Genomic DNA, 16,162 nt, shown 5'->3' with positions numbered 1-16,162 from the left:
GCACCTCCTGCGAGCGAAGAAAGTCAGGAAACGGGGTTGTCCGGGGTGATCGGCGGCTGGGCGGGGATCGACTTCGCCGGCTCCCAGCCGGCGGGTTCGCCCTTGACGGCGGGCAGCCACGCCTCGGTCGGCTCCAGGGGGCGGACCTCGCCTTCGGGCGTCTCGACGCTGTCCTCGACCGCGTGAGCCGGCCTTTCCGAGCGGACGAAGACTTTGGCCGGTTCCAGCGGGACGACCTCGCCTTCGCGAGCGACCACCTTGTGCTGAAGAGGGCGCTCGACCGAGAGCCGCCGCAAGTGCGTTTCCTCTTCGGGCAAGGGTTCCTTGCCTCGATCCGGGATCCGGGCCCGGACGCTCCTGGCCGCTGTCCAGCCGCCGCCGTCTTCGGCTTCCGGGGCTTTGCCCAGCAGCTTGCCCCGGATGCGCACGCCGCGCTGGTACTCGGTCGGCGGCGCGTCGGCGTCTGCCTTCTGGACCTTGTGGTTCAGGTCGGTGAAGTTCTTGAAGAGGGCGTTCGATCCGTCATAAGCACCCTGGTCGGCTTCGCGGAACGACGTCGCCATGTCGCCGATCGCGTCGCGGGTCGCTTCCACCGCCAGTGCCCAGGCGTTGATGCCGTTGTAGATCTCGGCCGCCGACTGGATGTGCGTTGTGGAGAATTCGTTGCCGTTCTTGTCGTTCCCGGCCGCGTCCCGGATCCGGCCGGGGTTCGCCAGGCTCTGCACCCGCTGGGCCAGCGTGCGCAGTTCGGCGCTCTTGCCGTCGAAGCCGTCGCGGCCGCCGTCCAGACCGTCGGCGTCGACGAAAAACTGGTCGGTCACGGCAGATTCCCTTCGTCGAATCCCGGCACCCGCGCCGAGAACAGGGCGTTGACGTCCACTTTTCCGCTCATCAGGTCTTCCGCGGAGATGCCGGGCGGCAGCATGGGGGCCATCAGTTCCGCGGCCGCGGCGACGGATTTCTGCCGGGCGGCGGAGACGGTTTGCACGATCACCGAGGCCAGTTCCGCGGGAGCCATGCGTTTGTACGCGCTGGTGGGGAACGAAAGTTCGGTCAGTTCGCCGGTGCGGCCGACGGTCGCGGTCACCTCGCGGCGAGCCGAGGTGACGGTGCTGGCGGCGGTTTCGACGTCTTGGCGGGCTTGGTCGAAGTGATCGCGTTGATGCTGGTAGGCCGCCATCGCGTCCTCGAGCATCTTTTCGTAGTGCGTGCTCATCGGTCTCCTCCCGAGGGGTCAGCCGACCGAGGCCAGGCCGGGCCCGAGGGCCATGGCGCCGGTGTCGGGCGGGCGGATGCCGCGCAGGTCGGCGGCGGCGAGCGTGCGGGACGCGGCGGCGGCCGACAGCGTGCGGGCGAGTTCATGCGCGGCGTACGCGGTGTGGTCGGACGCGGCGGACAGTTCGTGGGCGAGCGCGTCGCGCACGTCGCCGGGGACCTCGTGACCACGCCGCACCAGCAGGCGCACGGCGATCTCGGCGAGTTCGTCCACTGTGTACTCGCCGAGTTGCCAGCCGTACGGGAAAGCGTCGCGCAGGGTGGGCAGTCGGGCGAGCAGTTCGCCGACGCGGTCGCTTTCGCCGGTGAACACCACGACCGGGTCGGCGGGGCGGCGGGCGATCATTTCGGACAGTGCTTCCAGGGCTTCGATGCCGGGGGTGTGCGGCGAGGTGTCCCAGTCGCCGTCCAGGTCGACCACCAGGGTGCCGCCGGAAGCGTCCTCCACGGCGGCCCGGACGAGGTGTTCGGCTTGACCGGGCCATTGCGGGGAAAGCTCTTCGGCGAGGTTGCGCTGCACCAATTGCCCCATCGGAGCCATGCCGAATTCGGAGAGGATTTGCGCGTACAGTTTCGCGTACTCCGACCGTCCGGTGCCGCGTTTGCCGCTGATCACCAGGTTGGCCTGGTGGCCGAGCGGCTGGCGTTCGCGGGCCAGGCGGCCGAGTTCGAGCAGGAGCCGTTCGGCGTTCTCCCGCACCGATTTCTGGCCGACCAAGCCGCTGAGGCGTTTCCAGCCCGCACTGGTTTTGACCGCGGCGGCGGGATCGGCGGTGACCGGAACCGCCGATTTCGCGGCGGAAGGCAGCTGCGCCAGCTCGGCCTGAAGATCGTCGGCGGTGAGGCGGTTGAGTTCGATGTCTTTGGACGGCGGGTGAAGCGCCAGCCGGGAGGCCTGGTTGTTCACCATCGCCTCGAACAGCTTGCGCGCGACACGACCGTTGCCGAACGTCGAGTTCTTCGGCACCCGCTCGAAATACTCGCGCAGCGCGGCCAATGCGTCGTCGGTCATCTCGTAGTAGTGCTTGCGGGTCAACCCAGTCGTGATGGTGACCAGTTCGTCGACGCTGTAGTTCGGGAATTCGATGGTGCGCGTGAACCGCGAGGCGAGGCCGGGGTTCGACTGCAGGAACTGTTCCATCTGCTCGGAATAGCCCGCGACGATCACCACCAGCGAATCGCGCTGGTCTTCCATGATCTTCATCAGCGCGTCGATGGCTTCCTGCCCGAAGTCCGGACCGGAACCGCCGGTCGGCGCGCTCAGCGTGTACGCCTCGTCGATGAACAGCACCCCGCCGACGGCCTTCTCCACGACCTCGGTCGTCTTGATCGCGGTGGACCCGATGTACTGGCCGACCAGGTCCTGGCGCGCCACCTCGATCATGTGGCCTTTCGACAGGATGCCGAGTTCGGCGAGCACTGTGCCGTACAGCCGGGCGACGGTCGTTTTGCCCGTGCCGGGCGGGCCGGCGAACACCAGGTGCCGCGACATCGGCGGCATCGGCAGGCCCATCCGCTCGCGCATCTGCGACATCTTGATCAGGTTGATCAGGCCGGTGACTTCCTTCTTCACCCCGGCGAGCCCGACCAGCGCTTCCAGGTCGCCCAGCGGGCCTTCGAGCACCTCTCCGGCGGCCTCGCTCACGGTCTGGTCGGCGGCCGCGAAGTCGCCCGGCGGACCGGCGGGCACGGGCTCGGCGGTCCGGGCGGAATCGGTGCTCAGGTTGTCCACGTCCGCGTGCTCGCCGCTCACGAGTTCGCCCGAGGCGTCGTTGACCACGCAATCGCGGATGCTGACCGGCTCGGTGGTTTCCACGTGGAAGCCGTCCTCGCCCGCGCCGAGGATTTCGCATTCGGTGAACGACGCCTGAGCACCGACGCGCACGCCGTTCCCTCGTGCGTTGCGCACCCGGCAACGGGAAGCTGCCAGCGGAGAACTCACGGTGATCCCGTCCCCGCTGGAATCGATGATCTCACAGTCCTGCAAGGAGATCTCCGCAGTGCCGGCAACGTGCAGCCCGCCGCCGCGCACTTGCACCGACTTCGCCGAGGACGACGCGCTCGAGGTGAACGAGACCGCCTTGTCCGCCGTCGAATCGACTCGGAGGTCGGCCACGGTCAACCGGGCGTCCTCGGTGACCTGCACGCCGGTTTCCCGGCCGGTGTCGACGGAGGCGTCCGCGAGGTCCAAGGTGGACTGTCCGGAAAGGACGATCCCGACGCCGCCGTCCGGCGTCATCCGCAGCCCGCCGACGGTCACCGCGGACGACGCGCTGAACGCCATCGCGGTGTGCGTAGATCCCCGCACGGTCGCACGCTCGAACCGCGGCCGCGCCTGGTCGTCGACCAGGATCGTGACCGGTGAGCCCTCGAAGGTGCAGTCCACGAACTGCGGTGCGGCGGTTCCGGTGGCCTGCACCGCGTTCGCGCCCGCACCGGCGAACACGCAGTCGCGCAGCAACGGCTCGGCGGACGCGGCGATGTGCGCGGCCTGCATCGGCGCCGACCGGAACTGCGACGACGCCACCGAAACCCGGCCCTTGCTGGTCACGTACAGGTCGACGTTCGCGCTGTCCCGCACGGTCAGCCCAGTGATCGTCGCGCGCCCCTGCTGTTCCACGACCATCGCCGGTTTCTGCGCGCCGACGATCTCGCACTGCTCGACGATCGCGACCGCTTCGCCGTTGACGCACACCCCGTTGCCCGCCGCGCCCCGCACCGCGCAGCGCCGCAGCAGCACCGATCCGGTCTCGGCCACGACCACCCCGGACGACGCGGCGTCGACGATCTCAGTGTCCTCGATGGCCGATTGCACCGGTGAGGCGACCACGACCCCGGCCCCGCCGGTGCTGGTCACCGTGCAGCCCCGCAGCGCGAGCGAACCTTCCAGCCGGGCCAGCAGGGTCGCCCACGAAGCCCCGGACAGCCGGCAGCCGTCCAGGGCCGCCTCGCCGCGCACGACGTCGACCGTGACCAGCTGGTCGTCGACGCCGGTGAGGACGAACCCGCTGAGCTGCACCGCCTCGGCGTTCGCGACGAGCACGCTCCCGGTGTTCGCCACGATTTCCACCGTGCCCGCGCCCTGTTCGGCCACCAGCGACACCATCCGGTCCACCACGAGGTTTTCCTCGTACCGGCCGGGGTGCACGCTGATCGTCGCCCCCGGCTGCGCCTGCGCCAGCGCCGCGCCGATGGTCCCGAAGGCACCCGGCCGGTCGCCGCCGACCACGAGCAGCTGTCGGTTCATCGTCTCCGCCTCTCCGCACTCACGCCAGGCCCGGGAGCGCCCCGAACCGCTCCGCCGCCTGCTCGTCCATCACGGTCGCGACCAGGTCCTCGCCCGCTTCCGCCCACGTCTGCACCGTCTGCCGGAGCGAGTTCATGGCCAGCTCGTCCAGCGAAGCCCGGTCGTTCGCCACCCGCCCGGTCTCGTCGATCTCGCTCGCGGTCAGCTCCCGCAGCAGCACCGCGCCGCGCGCACCCGCCGCCGGTTTGCGCGTTTCGAGCACCTTGAAGCTGGTGCCCGGCACGAACAGCACGCGGTTTTCGACGCCGCCCTCGCTCGGTTCCAGCAATTTGGTGCGCCGTCCGGTGATCGACCACACCAGCACGTCCGTTTCGCCGTCCACCGCGGACGACGGATGGGTCAGTGCGTTGAGGAAACCCCATTCGGTCAGCACTTTCCGCCCGTCCAGCAGCGGCCACGCCGACGGCGGCAGCTCGGTCGCGAAGGTCGCCGGACCGCGGTGCGAGGGCAGCCTGCTCAGTCCGGCCACGACGCACCGGGCGACCGGGACGTGCGGACCGTTCGCGCCGCGCCGCAGTCCGGCGTCGATGGTCGATCCCTTGGGGGACAGGTAAAGCTGCACGGCCACCGCGTCGGTCAGCACCTCGGCCGACGACGATGTCGACAGCACGCCCTGGAATCCCGGGTGCTCGGACAGGATCCGCGCGACGGTGTTCGACATCAGGCCGTATTCCGCGCCGAGCGATTTGCGCAGCCACTGGCGTTCCTTGTCCGCGCCGCGTTTCGGCAGCAGCGCGGTCGATTCCGCACCGGGGGTTTCCTGGAAACGCAACTCCGCCGGGGCCGGTTTCGGCTTGTCCGAAGCGGGTGCCGCAGGAAGTTTTTCCGGCGCCGGGACCTTGGCGACCGGCGGTTCGACGGGCTTGGCCGGAGCGACGTCGGCCGGAGCGAGCTGCGTGATCGGCTTCGCCGCCGGAGGAGCAGCGGAAACCTTGACCGGAGGCTCGGCCGGGGCTTCCGGCTTGACCGGCGCGGGAACCGGAGCAGGCGCGGCGATCGCCCCAGGAACCTCTGTCGGCGCGGCAATGCCCAACGCCGCCGGAGCCGCGGGCAGATAGGCCGCCGGAGGAGCCGCAACCGCCACAGGCGCCGGATGCCCGGACTCGATCGCGTCCAACGCCCGAGCCGCCACCCGCGGCCGCGCACGCTCGGCGAGCAGCGCGGCAGCAGGCAGCACCCGGCTCATCCGGCGAGTCTGCTCGTCCAACCGCGCCAGCAAATCCTCCGCCAGCAACCGCATCCGCGACGCCGAACCCTCGTCCGCCGCGTCAAAAGTCAGGTTGTGCACCGCGGCGTCGAGGCCGATCTCGCGGATCGCGGCCGACGACGGGCCGTCCTGCGGCGGCCGCACCAGCAGACCGGACTGCACGACTTCGACCACCGCGTCCGGGGAGTACCAGTACACCGCGGGGGACACCTGGTCGAGCCCGTGGATCGGCGGACGGTGCGAAAGCAGCTCCGGCAGCGGCGTTTCGTCACCCGAGCGCGGTTCGTAGCCGAGTTCGGTGGTGAACGGACGCCAGCCGAGGCGTCCGTCGTACAGCACGGTCCGCAGAGTCGGCAGCTGCGGCGAACCGACCGGCACGCCCGCGTAGAACGCGACCGGCTTGCCGAGCAGGTCGGCCAGCGCCTGTCCGATCGCGGCCTCGCCGGGCACCTGCATCGGGCCGTACTGCACGAACCGCGCCTTGGCCCGCACCTTCTCCGGCAGCTGCACCCACAGCCGGGCCGCGTCGTCCAGCGCCAGCGGCGGGCAGCCGGGGCAGCCCAGCACGATCGTCATGGTGTCGTGCTGCGCGGGCATCCGGGAGATCAGCGCCGTGCGGTGGTGCCGCTGGGGCGCGTCGAAGCCGACCGGGCGGACCCACAGTCCGCCCGGCAGCGGCTCGGCGACGCCGCGCGAACTCGTCGGGGTCAGCTCGGCGGCGATCCCGGAATCCCAGGCCGGGCGCGGGAACCGCTTCGCCTCCCAAGCGGGCGGACGGCCCGGCCGGAACCGCACCCAGCCGCCGCCGCGTCCGGCGTGGACGAACAGCGCGCCGCCCGCGCTCGGGATCACCGAACCGTCCGGCGCGAGCACCGGGCGGTTGATCCGCTCGGCCAGCCACTGCCCGGCCAGCGCGGTGGTCTCGCGCGAACGGCCGCCGATCACCAGCCGCACCCCGCGGCGGCGCCGGGGGAGCGCCTTGGCCACCGATTCCCACATCGCGATCGGCGAATCCACCGGCAGGTCGACGACGACCAGGTCGTGGTCGGGATCGGCGGCGACGCCGAGCGCGAGCGACTGCGCCTCGCCGGTCATCCCTTGCGCGAGGTGCACGACCAGCGCGTTGCCCACGGTCTTCTTCTCCAAAGCGCCGTCGTCGCGCCGGATCAGCGAGAGTTCCATGGCTGCCCTCCTTCCGCTCAGGCGTGCCGGCCGACGGCGGGCGCCGCCCCGCCGGTGTGGTGCGCGATCAGCCCGTACACGAAGAACCCGACCGCGATCAGCAGTCCGAGCACCAGCCCGACCAGCAGGCCCACCCAGGCCCGCCGCGCGGGCACGTCGAGGTGGGCCGCGTCGCCGAGCACCAGCGCCGAGGTCATCCGCCCGATCAGGAACGAATACGCCTCGACGTGGTCCTTCTGCGTCTGCACCATGGCAGCGCTCCTTCGCTTATTCGGTGAGCCCGACGGCCCACGCGTAGACGCCGAACAGCTGCAGCAGGATCGGGATCATCGCCACCGCGCTCAGCGTTTCCAGCCAGTTCGCCAGATGCCCCCAGATCGGCAGCAGCCGCCGCGGCGGCGGGCGCAGCATCGCCAGCAGGAGCAGGAAGAACACCAGGCACAGCCCGGCGAGGCAGGCGCCCCGCCACTGCGTGGGCAGCGGCTGGATCAGCGACAGCCCGAGCAGCACCAGGCCGATCGCGCCGGCGACGGCGAGCGGAACCCGCTGCCACACGCCGAGCAGCGCCCGCGACCGCATCAGCACCGCCGCGGACACCAGCCCGCCGAGAACGGTCGGGAAGAGCCCGTCGCCGACCAGGAACGGGAAGCAGCCGACGAAAACGGCCGTCGCGGCGAGGCAGGCGATGGTGAGGTAGCCGTCGGCGTATCCGGTCTGGTGCACCATCTGAGCGGCGGGCATCGGCTCGATGTCGTACTGCAGTTCCCCGGCCGAACGCGGCAGCTGCGGACCGCGGATGCGGGCGAACCGGATCCCGATCCGCGGTGCGAACACCATCAGCCCGACCAGCACGAACGACACCAGCCCGGCCGCCTGCTCGGTGGTGAACCCGGCGCCGAGGTGCAGCCACAGCGAGATCGCCCCGGCCAGCCCGGTCGCGACCACCGCGCCGAACGGCACGAACGGGATGGCGTGCGACCAGGCGGCCCGCCCGCCGAGCACCAGACCGCCGGCCAGCGCGAAGGTCAGGCAGCCGGTCAGGATCGGCGCGCCTTGGAGGTCGAACGCCGGCTCGAGCCCGGCCGCCGCGACCGCGCCCGCGAGGAACGCGAACCCGCAGCCGCCGAGCCCGAGCAACGTCAGCAGCGCCTTGTCGTCCGAACGCACCCCGGTCGCCACGGCCGCGACGAGCAGCCCGAGCGACACCGCGCCGCCGCCGATCGCGGTCAGCCCGGCCGAACCCGGGTAGAGCAGCACCTTGGCCAGCACCACGAGAGAGAAGATCGCGAACCCGAGGAACAGGCCGCGGTTGAACTCCGGGCGCCAGCGGCCGGGATGGCGGCTCACCGCGGTGGCCATGCCGTCCGCGATGTCGTCGAAATCCAGCTCCGGCAACGGATCCGCGCGAGGGCGCAGGTGGAATTCCTCGCCCTCCTTCCAGTCCAGCGACTCCGGCGTGCCCGACGCGTCCAGCGGCTCTTCGCCGAGCCGCTGCAGCACCCAGGCCTCGCCGAGGTCCTCGCGGCCTCCGGTGTGCTCCAGCAGCACCGGCAGCAGGCTGGTCAGCGGAACGGACATCGGCACCGCCAGATCCGCCCTGCCCTGCGGCCCGTACACGGTGATCCGGCACAGTTCGCCGGTCGACGCGGTCATCGCACGCCTCCTTCGGTCGTCGCGAGCGGGGACCAGCCCTCGCCGGCCCGTTCTTCTTCCGCGATCGCGGTCTGCACGAGCTTCACGCCGCGGCGGGTGACCAGCTGCGCGCGTCCGGCGGGCAGCGGACGCGGCGCCGCCTCGCCGAGGAATTTGCCCTCCTCCTTGGGGTAGGAGAACACCACGCCCGGGCTGCCGAGCTCCCAGATCCGGCGGACCACCGAGTCGCTCAGCGCGCGCATCGCTCCCGACGTGCTGCGGCTGAGGATCAGGTGGAAGCCGATGTAGGAACCCTGCGACAGCAAGGACAACAGCGGTTCCAGCGGCGAACCCATGCCGCTGGTCAGCAGCTGGTAGTCGTCGACCACGAAGAACAGCAGCGGGCCGGTCCACCAGTCGCGGCGCTTGAGCCGGTCCGCGGTGATGGTCTGGTCCGGCACCCGGGGAGTGAGCGAAACGCTGGCCTGCTGCGCCAATTCCTGCAGTGCCTCGGTGGTGGTCGCGTACCCGACGCGGTAGGCCTCGGGCACTTCGGCGTCCAGCTGGCGGCTCGGGTCGGCCAGCACGATCTTCGCCTCGCTCGGCGAGTAGCGGCTGAGCACCGAACGCAGGACGACCCGCAGCAGGTTGGTCTTGCCGGTTTCGTTGTCGCCGAAGGCGAGCAGGTGCGGAGTGGCCGCGAAATCGTGCCACACCGGCAGCAGCCGCTGTTCGTCCTGGCCGACGGCGATCCGCAGATCTCCGTCCGGCGCGGGCAGCTGGGCCATCGGCAGCTTCGCGGGCAGCAGCCGCACCGCCGGGGCAGGCGCGCCCGGCCAGAACAGATGGACCTCTTCGGCGACCGCCTTGGCCGCCGCCGCGAGGTCGTCGGTGTTCCCGCTGCCGTCCATGCGCGGCAGCCCGGCGAGGAAGTGCAGCCCGTCCGGGGTCAGGCCGCGACCCGGCTGGTTCGGCACCGTTTTCGCCTTGCGCGAGCCGATTTCCGACTCCATCGGATCGCCGAGCCGCAGCTCGAACCGCGTCTGCAGCAGGTCGCGCAGGTACGGGCGGATCTCCGACCAGCGGGTCGCGCCGATCACCACGTGCACGCCGAAGGACAGGCCGCGCGAGGCGAGTTCGCCGATCTTCTGTTCCAGGTCGCTGTAGTCGTTCTTGAGGCTGTACCAGCCGTCGACCACCAGGAAGACGTCGCCGAACGGATCCTCGATCCGGCCGCTGCGGCGCAACGCGCGGTAGGCGTCCATGGATTCGATGCCGTGCTCGGAGAACAGCGTCTCGCGGCCTTCCATGACCTGCGAGATCTCCTCGATCGTCCGGACGACGCGGTCGCGTTCGAGCCGGGTGGCGACCGAACCGACGTGCGGCAGCCCGGACAGCGACATGATCCCGCCGCCGCCGAAGTCCAGCCCGTAGAACTGGACCTCCTGCGGGGTGTGCGTCATCGCCAGCGCCAGCACGAGCGTGCGCAGCAGGGTCGACTTGCCGGTCTTCGGCCCGCCGACCACCGCGACGTGCCCGGCCGCCGACGACAGGTCCGCCGTCAGCAGCTCGCGGACCTGCTCGAACGGCCGGTCGATCATCCCCATCGGCACCCGGAGCTTGCCCCAGTGCGCCGGGTCGGCCACCGCCATGCCGCGCACCGGGTCCGGCGTGACGCTCGGCAGCAGCGAGTCCAGGCTCGGCGATTCGGCCAGCGGCGGCAGCCACACCTGGCGCGCCGCCGGGCCCGCGCCGGTCAGCCGGTCGATGAACGCGTCGGCGAGCGTCGGCCCGCCCGGCACGGCGGCTTCGAGAGCGTCCACATCGGACTGTTTCTCGGCGGGTTCCGGCTCGTCGTCGCGGATGATCAGCTTGGCGGGCCGCGCCTCGGTGCGGAACGGGACGACCTCCCGGCTCGCCCGCGCCGCCGCGACCGCGGAGTTCTCGCCGCTGCCCGCGGGCACCGGACCGGAGACGTAAGCGGCCTTGAACCGCACCAGGTTCGTGGTGTCGATCTTCAGGTAGCCGTTGCCCGGTTCCGGCGGCAGCTCGTAGGCGCTGCCCGCGCCGATCACGCTGCGGGACTCCATCGAGGAGAACGTGCGCAACGCGATCCGGTACGACAGGTGGCCTTCGACGCGGTGGATGCGGCCCTCGTCCAGCCGTTGCGAGGCGAGCAGCAGGTGCACGCCGAGGCTGCGGCCCAGCCGTCCGACCGAGACGAACAGCTCCATGAACTCCGGCTTCGCGCTCAGCAGTTCGGAGAACTCGTCGACCACCAGGAACAGCGTCGGCATCGGGGCCAGCTGTTCGCCGGCCGCGCGCGCCTTCTCGTATTCGTACAGCGACGGGTAGCCGCTCGCGCGCAGTTGTTCCTGCCGCCGCACCATTTCGCCGTTGAGCGAGTCCTGCATGCGGTCCACCAGCGGCAGTTCGTCGGCGAGGTTGGTGATCGTCGCCGAGGTGTGCGGCAGCCGGTCCATCCCGAGGAACGTCGCGCCGCCCTTGAAGTCGACGAGCACGAAGTTGAGGATCTCCGACGAATGCGTCGCGGCCAGTCCGAGCACGAGCGTGCGCAGCAGCTCCGACTTGCCCGACCCGGTCGCGCCGATCAGCATCCCGTGCGGGCCCATCCCGCCCTGGGCGGATTCCTTCAGGTCCAGTTCGACGATCTCGCCGTCCTCGGTCACGCCGATCGGCACCGACATGCGCGCCCGCTGCGCCGACCGCGGCCGCCACTGGCCAGGGACGTCGAAGGTGTGCACGTCCTTGATGCCCAGCAGCGCGGTCAGCCCGAAATCGCTTTCCAGCGGCTGGTCGGCGATCTCGAGGGTGCCGCTGGTCCGTTTCGGCGCGAGCAGCCTCGCGAGCCCTTCGACCTGGGTCACCGACAGCTCGTCCCGGGTCGCCGAGCCGACGCCGCTGCCCGCCGGGAACTCGACCAGATCGTCCTTGGTGGTCAGCCGCAGCACCTTGGGGCCGCCGGGGAGCGAGCCGGTGACGTCCAGCAGCACGACGTTGCGCAGGCCCGCGCCGACCAGCCGCGACGACTCCGGGATGGTCGCCAGATGCGCGACGACCACCACGAACGGTTCGGTCGTCGTCGGCCCGACGGTCTTGTCGTGGTCGTCGCGGTCGGCGACGTCCGGGCCGAGGAGATCCATCAGCTCGTCGTGGTCGGCGGCCAGCAGCCGGAGCGGGCCCGCCGCGTCGCGCAGGGTCGGATGGTTGTTGTGCGGCAACCACTTCACCCAGTCCCACTGCGCCTGCGCGGCCTCCGTAGTGAGCACCGCGAGCCGCAGTTCGTCCGGCGAATGGAAAGCGACCAGCTGCGCGAGCATCGCCCGGACCAGCCCGACGGCCGCGTCCGGATCCCCGTCGAACTCGACGCTGGTGAAGCTGCGCAGCCCCACCGCGGTCGGGATGCCCGACAGCGTGCGGTAGGTCTCGGTGAACCGGCGCAGCGAGATCGCCGACAGCGGTTCGAGGTCCTCGATCGGCTTGGTCACCGGCGGCACGAGTTCGAGCGCCGACTGCTGCGTGCCGAGCCCGATCCGCACCCGCGCGAAGTCCTCGTGGCTGATCCGGCGCTCCCACAGCCGCGGCCCCATCGCGAGCGACCACAGCGAATCCGGGGACGGGTTGTTCCAGGCCACCGCGTGCCGCTGGTCCTCGGCGGTCGACCGGGCCCGCTCGCGGACCTGGCCGATGTAGCGCAGGTAGTCCCTCCGCTCGGCCTGCATCTTGCGCTTGCGCTCGGCGGCCGCGCGGGACAGCTGCCCGAGGCTCATCGCGATCATCGACACGCCCATGCCGCCGCCGATCACGTAGGTGAACGGCGAACTGCCCGCGACTCCGGAGAACGCCAGCACCATCACCAGCGACCCGATGGCCATCGGCAGCATCATCAGCAGCGAGTTGAAATCGCGCGCCGCCGGCTCCGCCATTACGGGCGGTTCCTGCAGTTCCTCTTGCCCCTCGGGCATTTCCGGACCCGCCGCGCGCGGGCCCCGCTTGACGGTTTCCGTGCTCATTCGAGCACCCCCGGCGTGCTGCGGCGCACCGGCTCGCCCCAGGCCGAATGGTCCTGGCGCAGCAGGTCGGCCATGGTGCGTTCCTCTTCTTCCTCGGTCTCGTCTTCGGCCGTGTCCGCTTCGGGCTCCAGGGGTTCCGGCGCGTCGCCGCAGGTGGGCAACTCGTCGGGGAGGATTTCGGCCGGTCCGCCCCGAACCCGCTGATAGGTGCTGAGCGCTTCGTCCGGACGCCACGGTTCGGCACTGCGCTGGACGTAGTCGGTGACGATCTCCTGCTGCCGGTCGTCCGCGGGAGCGGTGACCGGCAGGAGAGCGGGGAGGAAGTCGGCGGTGCCTACGTCCCAGGCCGAGGTGTCCTCGTGGTCGAGGGGTTGGACCACGGCGATCCTTACGCTCTCGTCTTCGGGGTTGTTCGCGGTGCCCCAGCCGGTATTCGCCGGGGTAGCGTCCACAGTGGACACTGGCAGCCAGGATTCCGGGGCCTCGCTGAGCATTCCGGCGGCGCCGGGACGTTCGGCGGGGGCCTTCGCGCCGTCGGCCGGGGTGCTCGGCGGGACTGCCGGCATGGCCGGGGCCGGGGTGGCGGCCCAGCCGGCCGAGGTGCTTGGCGGGGTCTCGCCGTGCGTGTCGGGGTTTCCGACGCCGACGGATGTGCCCGCGGCCCAGGGTTCCCGGACGTCGCCGAGCAGTCCGGCGGAGTCCGGTCGTTCGGCGGCGGGCGTGTTCGCTCCGCCGCCCGTGCCGGTGGGCGGGACCATGGGCATGCCCGGTCCTTGGGCCTGCTGGTTCTTCGCCCAGTCGGTTGGAGCGCTCGGGGGAGTTTCTCCCCCCGCGCTGGGGTTCCCGGCGCCGGTTGGCGTATTCGCCGTGCCGGTTCCTGAGGCCTCGGCCCAGCCGGCCGAGGTGCTCGGTGGGGTTTCGCCTTGTGCGCTGGGGTTTCCGGCACCGGCGGGCAGGTTCGCTGCCCAGGGGTCCCGGACGTCGCCGAGCAGTCCGGCGGAGTCCGGTCGTTCGGCGGCGGGCGTGTTCGCTCCGCCGCCCGTGCCGGTGGGCGGGACCATGGGCATGCCCGGTCCTTGGGCCTGCTGGTTCTTCGCCCACTCCGCCGATTCGCTCGGCGGCGTCTCCCCGAACGCGCTCGGGTCGCCGATCCCGCCAGGCAGGTCGGCCGTCCACGGCTCCTGCACGTTGCCGAGCAGTCCGGAGGAGTCGGGCCGTTCGGCGGCGGGTGTGTTCAGGCCGCTGCCGCCGCCCATGCCGCCCGGCGGGACCATGGGCGGGGTTCCCGAAGCCGGAAGTTGCTGCTCGTGGTTCTGGTTGCCGATGGGGTCCGGCGGTTTCGGCAGGTTGCTTTCGCCGAGGCCCTTCACCCCAGGACCGACTGGCTCTCCGCCGCCCGGACCGCCGACGCCGTCGCCGAGGCCATTGACGCCGGGGCCGCCGACACTGTCACCGGTTCCGCCGCTCGCTCCGGGGGGCGGAGCCCACTTGGCCGAGTGGAGCGGTGGTGTGTCGCCGTGTGCGTCGGGGTTGCCGATGCCGTCCGGCGGCGGGCTGATCCACGGTTTCTTGATGTTGCCGAGCAGTCCGGACGAATCAGGCCGTTCGGCGGCTGGTGTGTTCAGGCCGCTGCCGCCGCCCATGCCGCCCGGCGGGACCATCGGCGGGGTTCCTCCGCCGGGGATCTGCTCGTGGTTGCCGACTGGATCCGGGATCTTCGGCAGATCGCTCTCGCCGAGGCCCTTGATCGCGCCGGGCCCGCCGACGCCGTCGCCGAGGCCGCCGGGCCCGCCGACACCGTCGCCGGTCCCGCCGCTCGCCCCGGGGGGCGGAGCCCACTTGGCCGAGCTGAGCGGAGGCGTGTCGCCGTGCGCGTCGGGGTTGCCGATGCCGTCGGGAGGCGGGCTGATCCACGGTTTCTTGATGTTGCCGAGCAGACCGGACGAATCAGGCCGTTCCGCGGACGGCGTGTTCAGCCCTCCGCCGCCGCCCATGCCGCCGGGCGGCATCATCGGGATGCCGCTGCCGCCCGGATTCTGGTTGCCCGGCGGGTTGCCGAGGCCCGGCGGCAGGTGCGCCGGGTTGAGCGCGTTGTTCGCCAGGTTGCCGCCGGAATCGCCCGGCGGAGGCGGGATCGACGCCGGATTCACGTGTCCGGATCCGCCCGAGCTTCCCGGCGGTGCCGGAATCGAAGGCGGGTTGACGTGCCCGCCGAGGTTGTTGCCCGAAGCCCCGGGCGGAGGCGGGATCGACGGCGACTTGAGGTTGTTCCCTCCCGGAGAATCGCCCGGAGGCGGCGGAACAGCCGGAGGCTTCACCGACGGCGGCTTCACGTTGTTCCCGCCGGCCCCGTTGGGCGGCGGCGGAATGGCGGCAGCGTTCACCGGCGGCGGCGTGCCGTTGCCCCCGGGACCGTTCAGGTCGCCGGGCGGAGGCGGCACGACAGCGTTCTTCAGCGGCGGCGGCACATCATTCCCGCCAGGACCCTTGACGTCGCCCGGCGGAGGCGAAACGAGAGCGTTCTTCAGCGGCGGCGGCACATCGCTCCCGCCAGGACCGTTCACGCCGTTCGGCGGCGGGGGAATCGCGGCCTTGTTCACCGGCGGCGGAGCGCCGTTGCCACCGCCCGGAGGCGGGGACACGGGCGGCGGTTTCGGGGCAGGCGGCGGCTGCGTCGCCGGAGGCGGCGGCGGAGAAGCCGGCGGTGGCGGGGGAGCGGTCACCGGAGGCGGAGGTGGCGGCGGCGTGGGCGGGGGCGGAGGAGCCGGCGGCGGCGGGGGAGGCTTGGGCGTGTTGCCGTCACCACCGCCAGGAGTCGGGGGCGGGGTCGTCTTGCCCGCGTTGACGTGCACGGTGTTGTACTTCTGCGCGAGCTGGCCGCCGACCTTGCGCATGTCGTTGGTCATCATCTCGACGGCCTCGGGGAACTGCGAGATGTACGCGCGCCCGTCGCTGAGGTGGTACTTGCTGCCCTGGGCGAGGACCTGGCTGGCGTAATAGCTGTCGATGTAGCGGATCGTGTCCTGCGCCCACTTGAGATAGGCCGCGGAATTGACGAGGTTCGTCGGCACGTTGTTCGACCCGCCGCCGTCGCCGATCCGGTCCGCCAGATCGGAGAACTTGTTGCCCAGCGCGGTCATCATGTCTTTGAACTTCGTCGCGGCGTCGCCCTTCCACGGACCGTCGGGTCCGGCGAGGGCGGCGGTCTGGTCCTGAATGGACTGAGCGACCATCGCGAGGTTCTGCTGCGTCTCCTGAAACACCCCGGCCGCGTCCTGAAGCGACTGCCAGTTGACGTTGCCGTAGGCCTTGTCCCGGTTGTCCTGGCCGCCCGACAGCGAACCGCCGCCGAGGATCGCCGCTTCGATCTGCTTCCACGTCAGGCCGTCGAAATCCTTCGACGGGTCACCAGTGGTGTTCTGGTTGCCGGTCTGCGTGGTGTCCGGCCAGACCCCGTTGTCGTCCGAGGTGAACCCGTGGGTGTTGTTGTCGTCCGCCATCTTCCCTCGATCGCTTCGAACCTGA

The 16,162-nt window shown here is 71.2% G+C and carries 8 protein-coding genes; all 8 read right to left on the bottom strand.

Going from position 1 to position 16,162, the window contains the following annotated elements; all coding sequences use genetic code 11:
- Nucleotides 1-23: 23 nt before the first annotated feature.
- Genes L3Q65_RS20810 through L3Q65_RS20775 form a run of 8 tightly spaced genes read right to left on the bottom strand, consistent with a single transcriptional unit; the run spans nucleotide 24 to nucleotide 16,137 of the window.
- On the bottom strand, nucleotides 24-821 hold the full coding sequence (locus tag L3Q65_RS20810; protein ID WP_237600582.1) for a hypothetical protein: 798 nt from the start codon (nucleotides 819-821) through the stop codon (nucleotides 24-26).
- On the bottom strand, nucleotides 818-1,216 hold the full coding sequence (locus L3Q65_RS20805) for a YbaB/EbfC family nucleoid-associated protein (RefSeq protein ID WP_182896543.1): 399 nt from the start codon (nucleotides 1,214-1,216) through the stop codon (nucleotides 818-820). Before L3Q65_RS20805 ends, L3Q65_RS20810 begins: the two co-directional genes overlap by 4 nt.
- Nucleotides 1,217-1,234: 18 nt before the next feature.
- Entirely contained in the window at nucleotides 1,235-4,522 is a 3,288-nt protein-coding gene (locus L3Q65_RS20800) for a right-handed parallel beta-helix repeat-containing protein (RefSeq protein WP_237600581.1), read from the bottom strand.
- A 19-nt stretch (nucleotides 4,523-4,541) separates the two neighbouring features.
- Nucleotides 4,542-6,971: a hypothetical protein gene (locus tag L3Q65_RS20795; RefSeq protein ID WP_237600580.1), complete on the bottom strand. Its 2,430-nt coding sequence runs from the start codon at nucleotides 6,969-6,971 to the stop codon at nucleotides 4,542-4,544.
- A 17-nt stretch (nucleotides 6,972-6,988) separates the two neighbouring features.
- The gene (locus L3Q65_RS20790; protein WP_182896545.1) at nucleotides 6,989-7,222 is read right to left on the bottom strand and encodes a type VII secretion protein EccB; all 234 of its coding nucleotides are present in this window, start codon (nucleotides 7,220-7,222) and stop codon (nucleotides 6,989-6,991) included.
- Between the two features lie 16 nt (nucleotides 7,223-7,238).
- Complete coding sequence (eccD, locus tag L3Q65_RS20785; protein ID WP_237600579.1) at nucleotides 7,239-8,624, bottom strand: type VII secretion integral membrane protein EccD; 1,386 nt, start codon at nucleotides 8,622-8,624, stop codon at nucleotides 7,239-7,241.
- Nucleotides 8,621-12,637 (bottom strand): type VII secretion protein EccCa, encoded by a 4,017-nt coding sequence (gene eccCa / locus L3Q65_RS20780; RefSeq protein ID WP_237600578.1) that lies wholly within the window; start codon nucleotides 12,635-12,637, stop codon nucleotides 8,621-8,623. Before eccCa ends, eccD begins: the two co-directional genes overlap by 4 nt.
- Entirely contained in the window at nucleotides 12,634-16,137 is a 3,504-nt protein-coding gene (locus tag L3Q65_RS20775; protein WP_237600577.1) for a WXG100 family type VII secretion target, read from the bottom strand. The genes eccCa and L3Q65_RS20775 overlap by 4 nt, the downstream gene beginning before the upstream one ends.
- Nucleotides 16,138-16,162 lie beyond the last annotated feature (25 nt).

Source organism: Amycolatopsis sp. FU40 (assembly GCF_021903635.1).
In the GTDB taxonomy this organism is placed as follows: Bacteria; Actinomycetota; Actinomycetes; order Mycobacteriales; family Pseudonocardiaceae; genus Amycolatopsis; species Amycolatopsis dendrobii.
Note: the sequence above shows the minus strand (reverse complement) of the source record. Positions and strands in the feature narration are given on the sequence as shown.

Excerpts from the sequence above, each read along its gene's own strand:
- L3Q65_RS20805 (WP_182896543.1), bottom strand. The coding sequence starts at position 1,216 with ATGAGCACGCACTACGAAAAGATGCTCGAGGACGCGATGGCGGCCTAC.
- L3Q65_RS20800 (WP_237600581.1), bottom strand. The coding sequence starts at position 4,522 with ATGAACCGACAGCTGCTCGTGGTCGGCGGCGACCGGCCGGGTGCCTTC.
- L3Q65_RS20790 (WP_182896545.1), bottom strand. The coding sequence starts at position 7,222 with ATGGTGCAGACGCAGAAGGACCACGTCGAGGCGTATTCGTTCCTGATC.
- eccD (WP_237600579.1), bottom strand. The coding sequence starts at position 8,624 with ATGACCGCGTCGACCGGCGAACTGTGCCGGATCACCGTGTACGGGCCG.
- L3Q65_RS20795 (WP_237600580.1), bottom strand. The coding sequence starts at position 6,971 with ATGGAACTCTCGCTGATCCGGCGCGACGACGGCGCTTTGGAGAAGAAG.
- eccCa (WP_237600578.1), bottom strand. The coding sequence starts at position 12,637 with ATGAGCACGGAAACCGTCAAGCGGGGCCCGCGCGCGGCGGGTCCGGAA.
- L3Q65_RS20775 (WP_237600577.1), bottom strand. The coding sequence starts at position 16,137 with ATGGCGGACGACAACAACACCCACGGGTTCACCTCGGACGACAACGGG.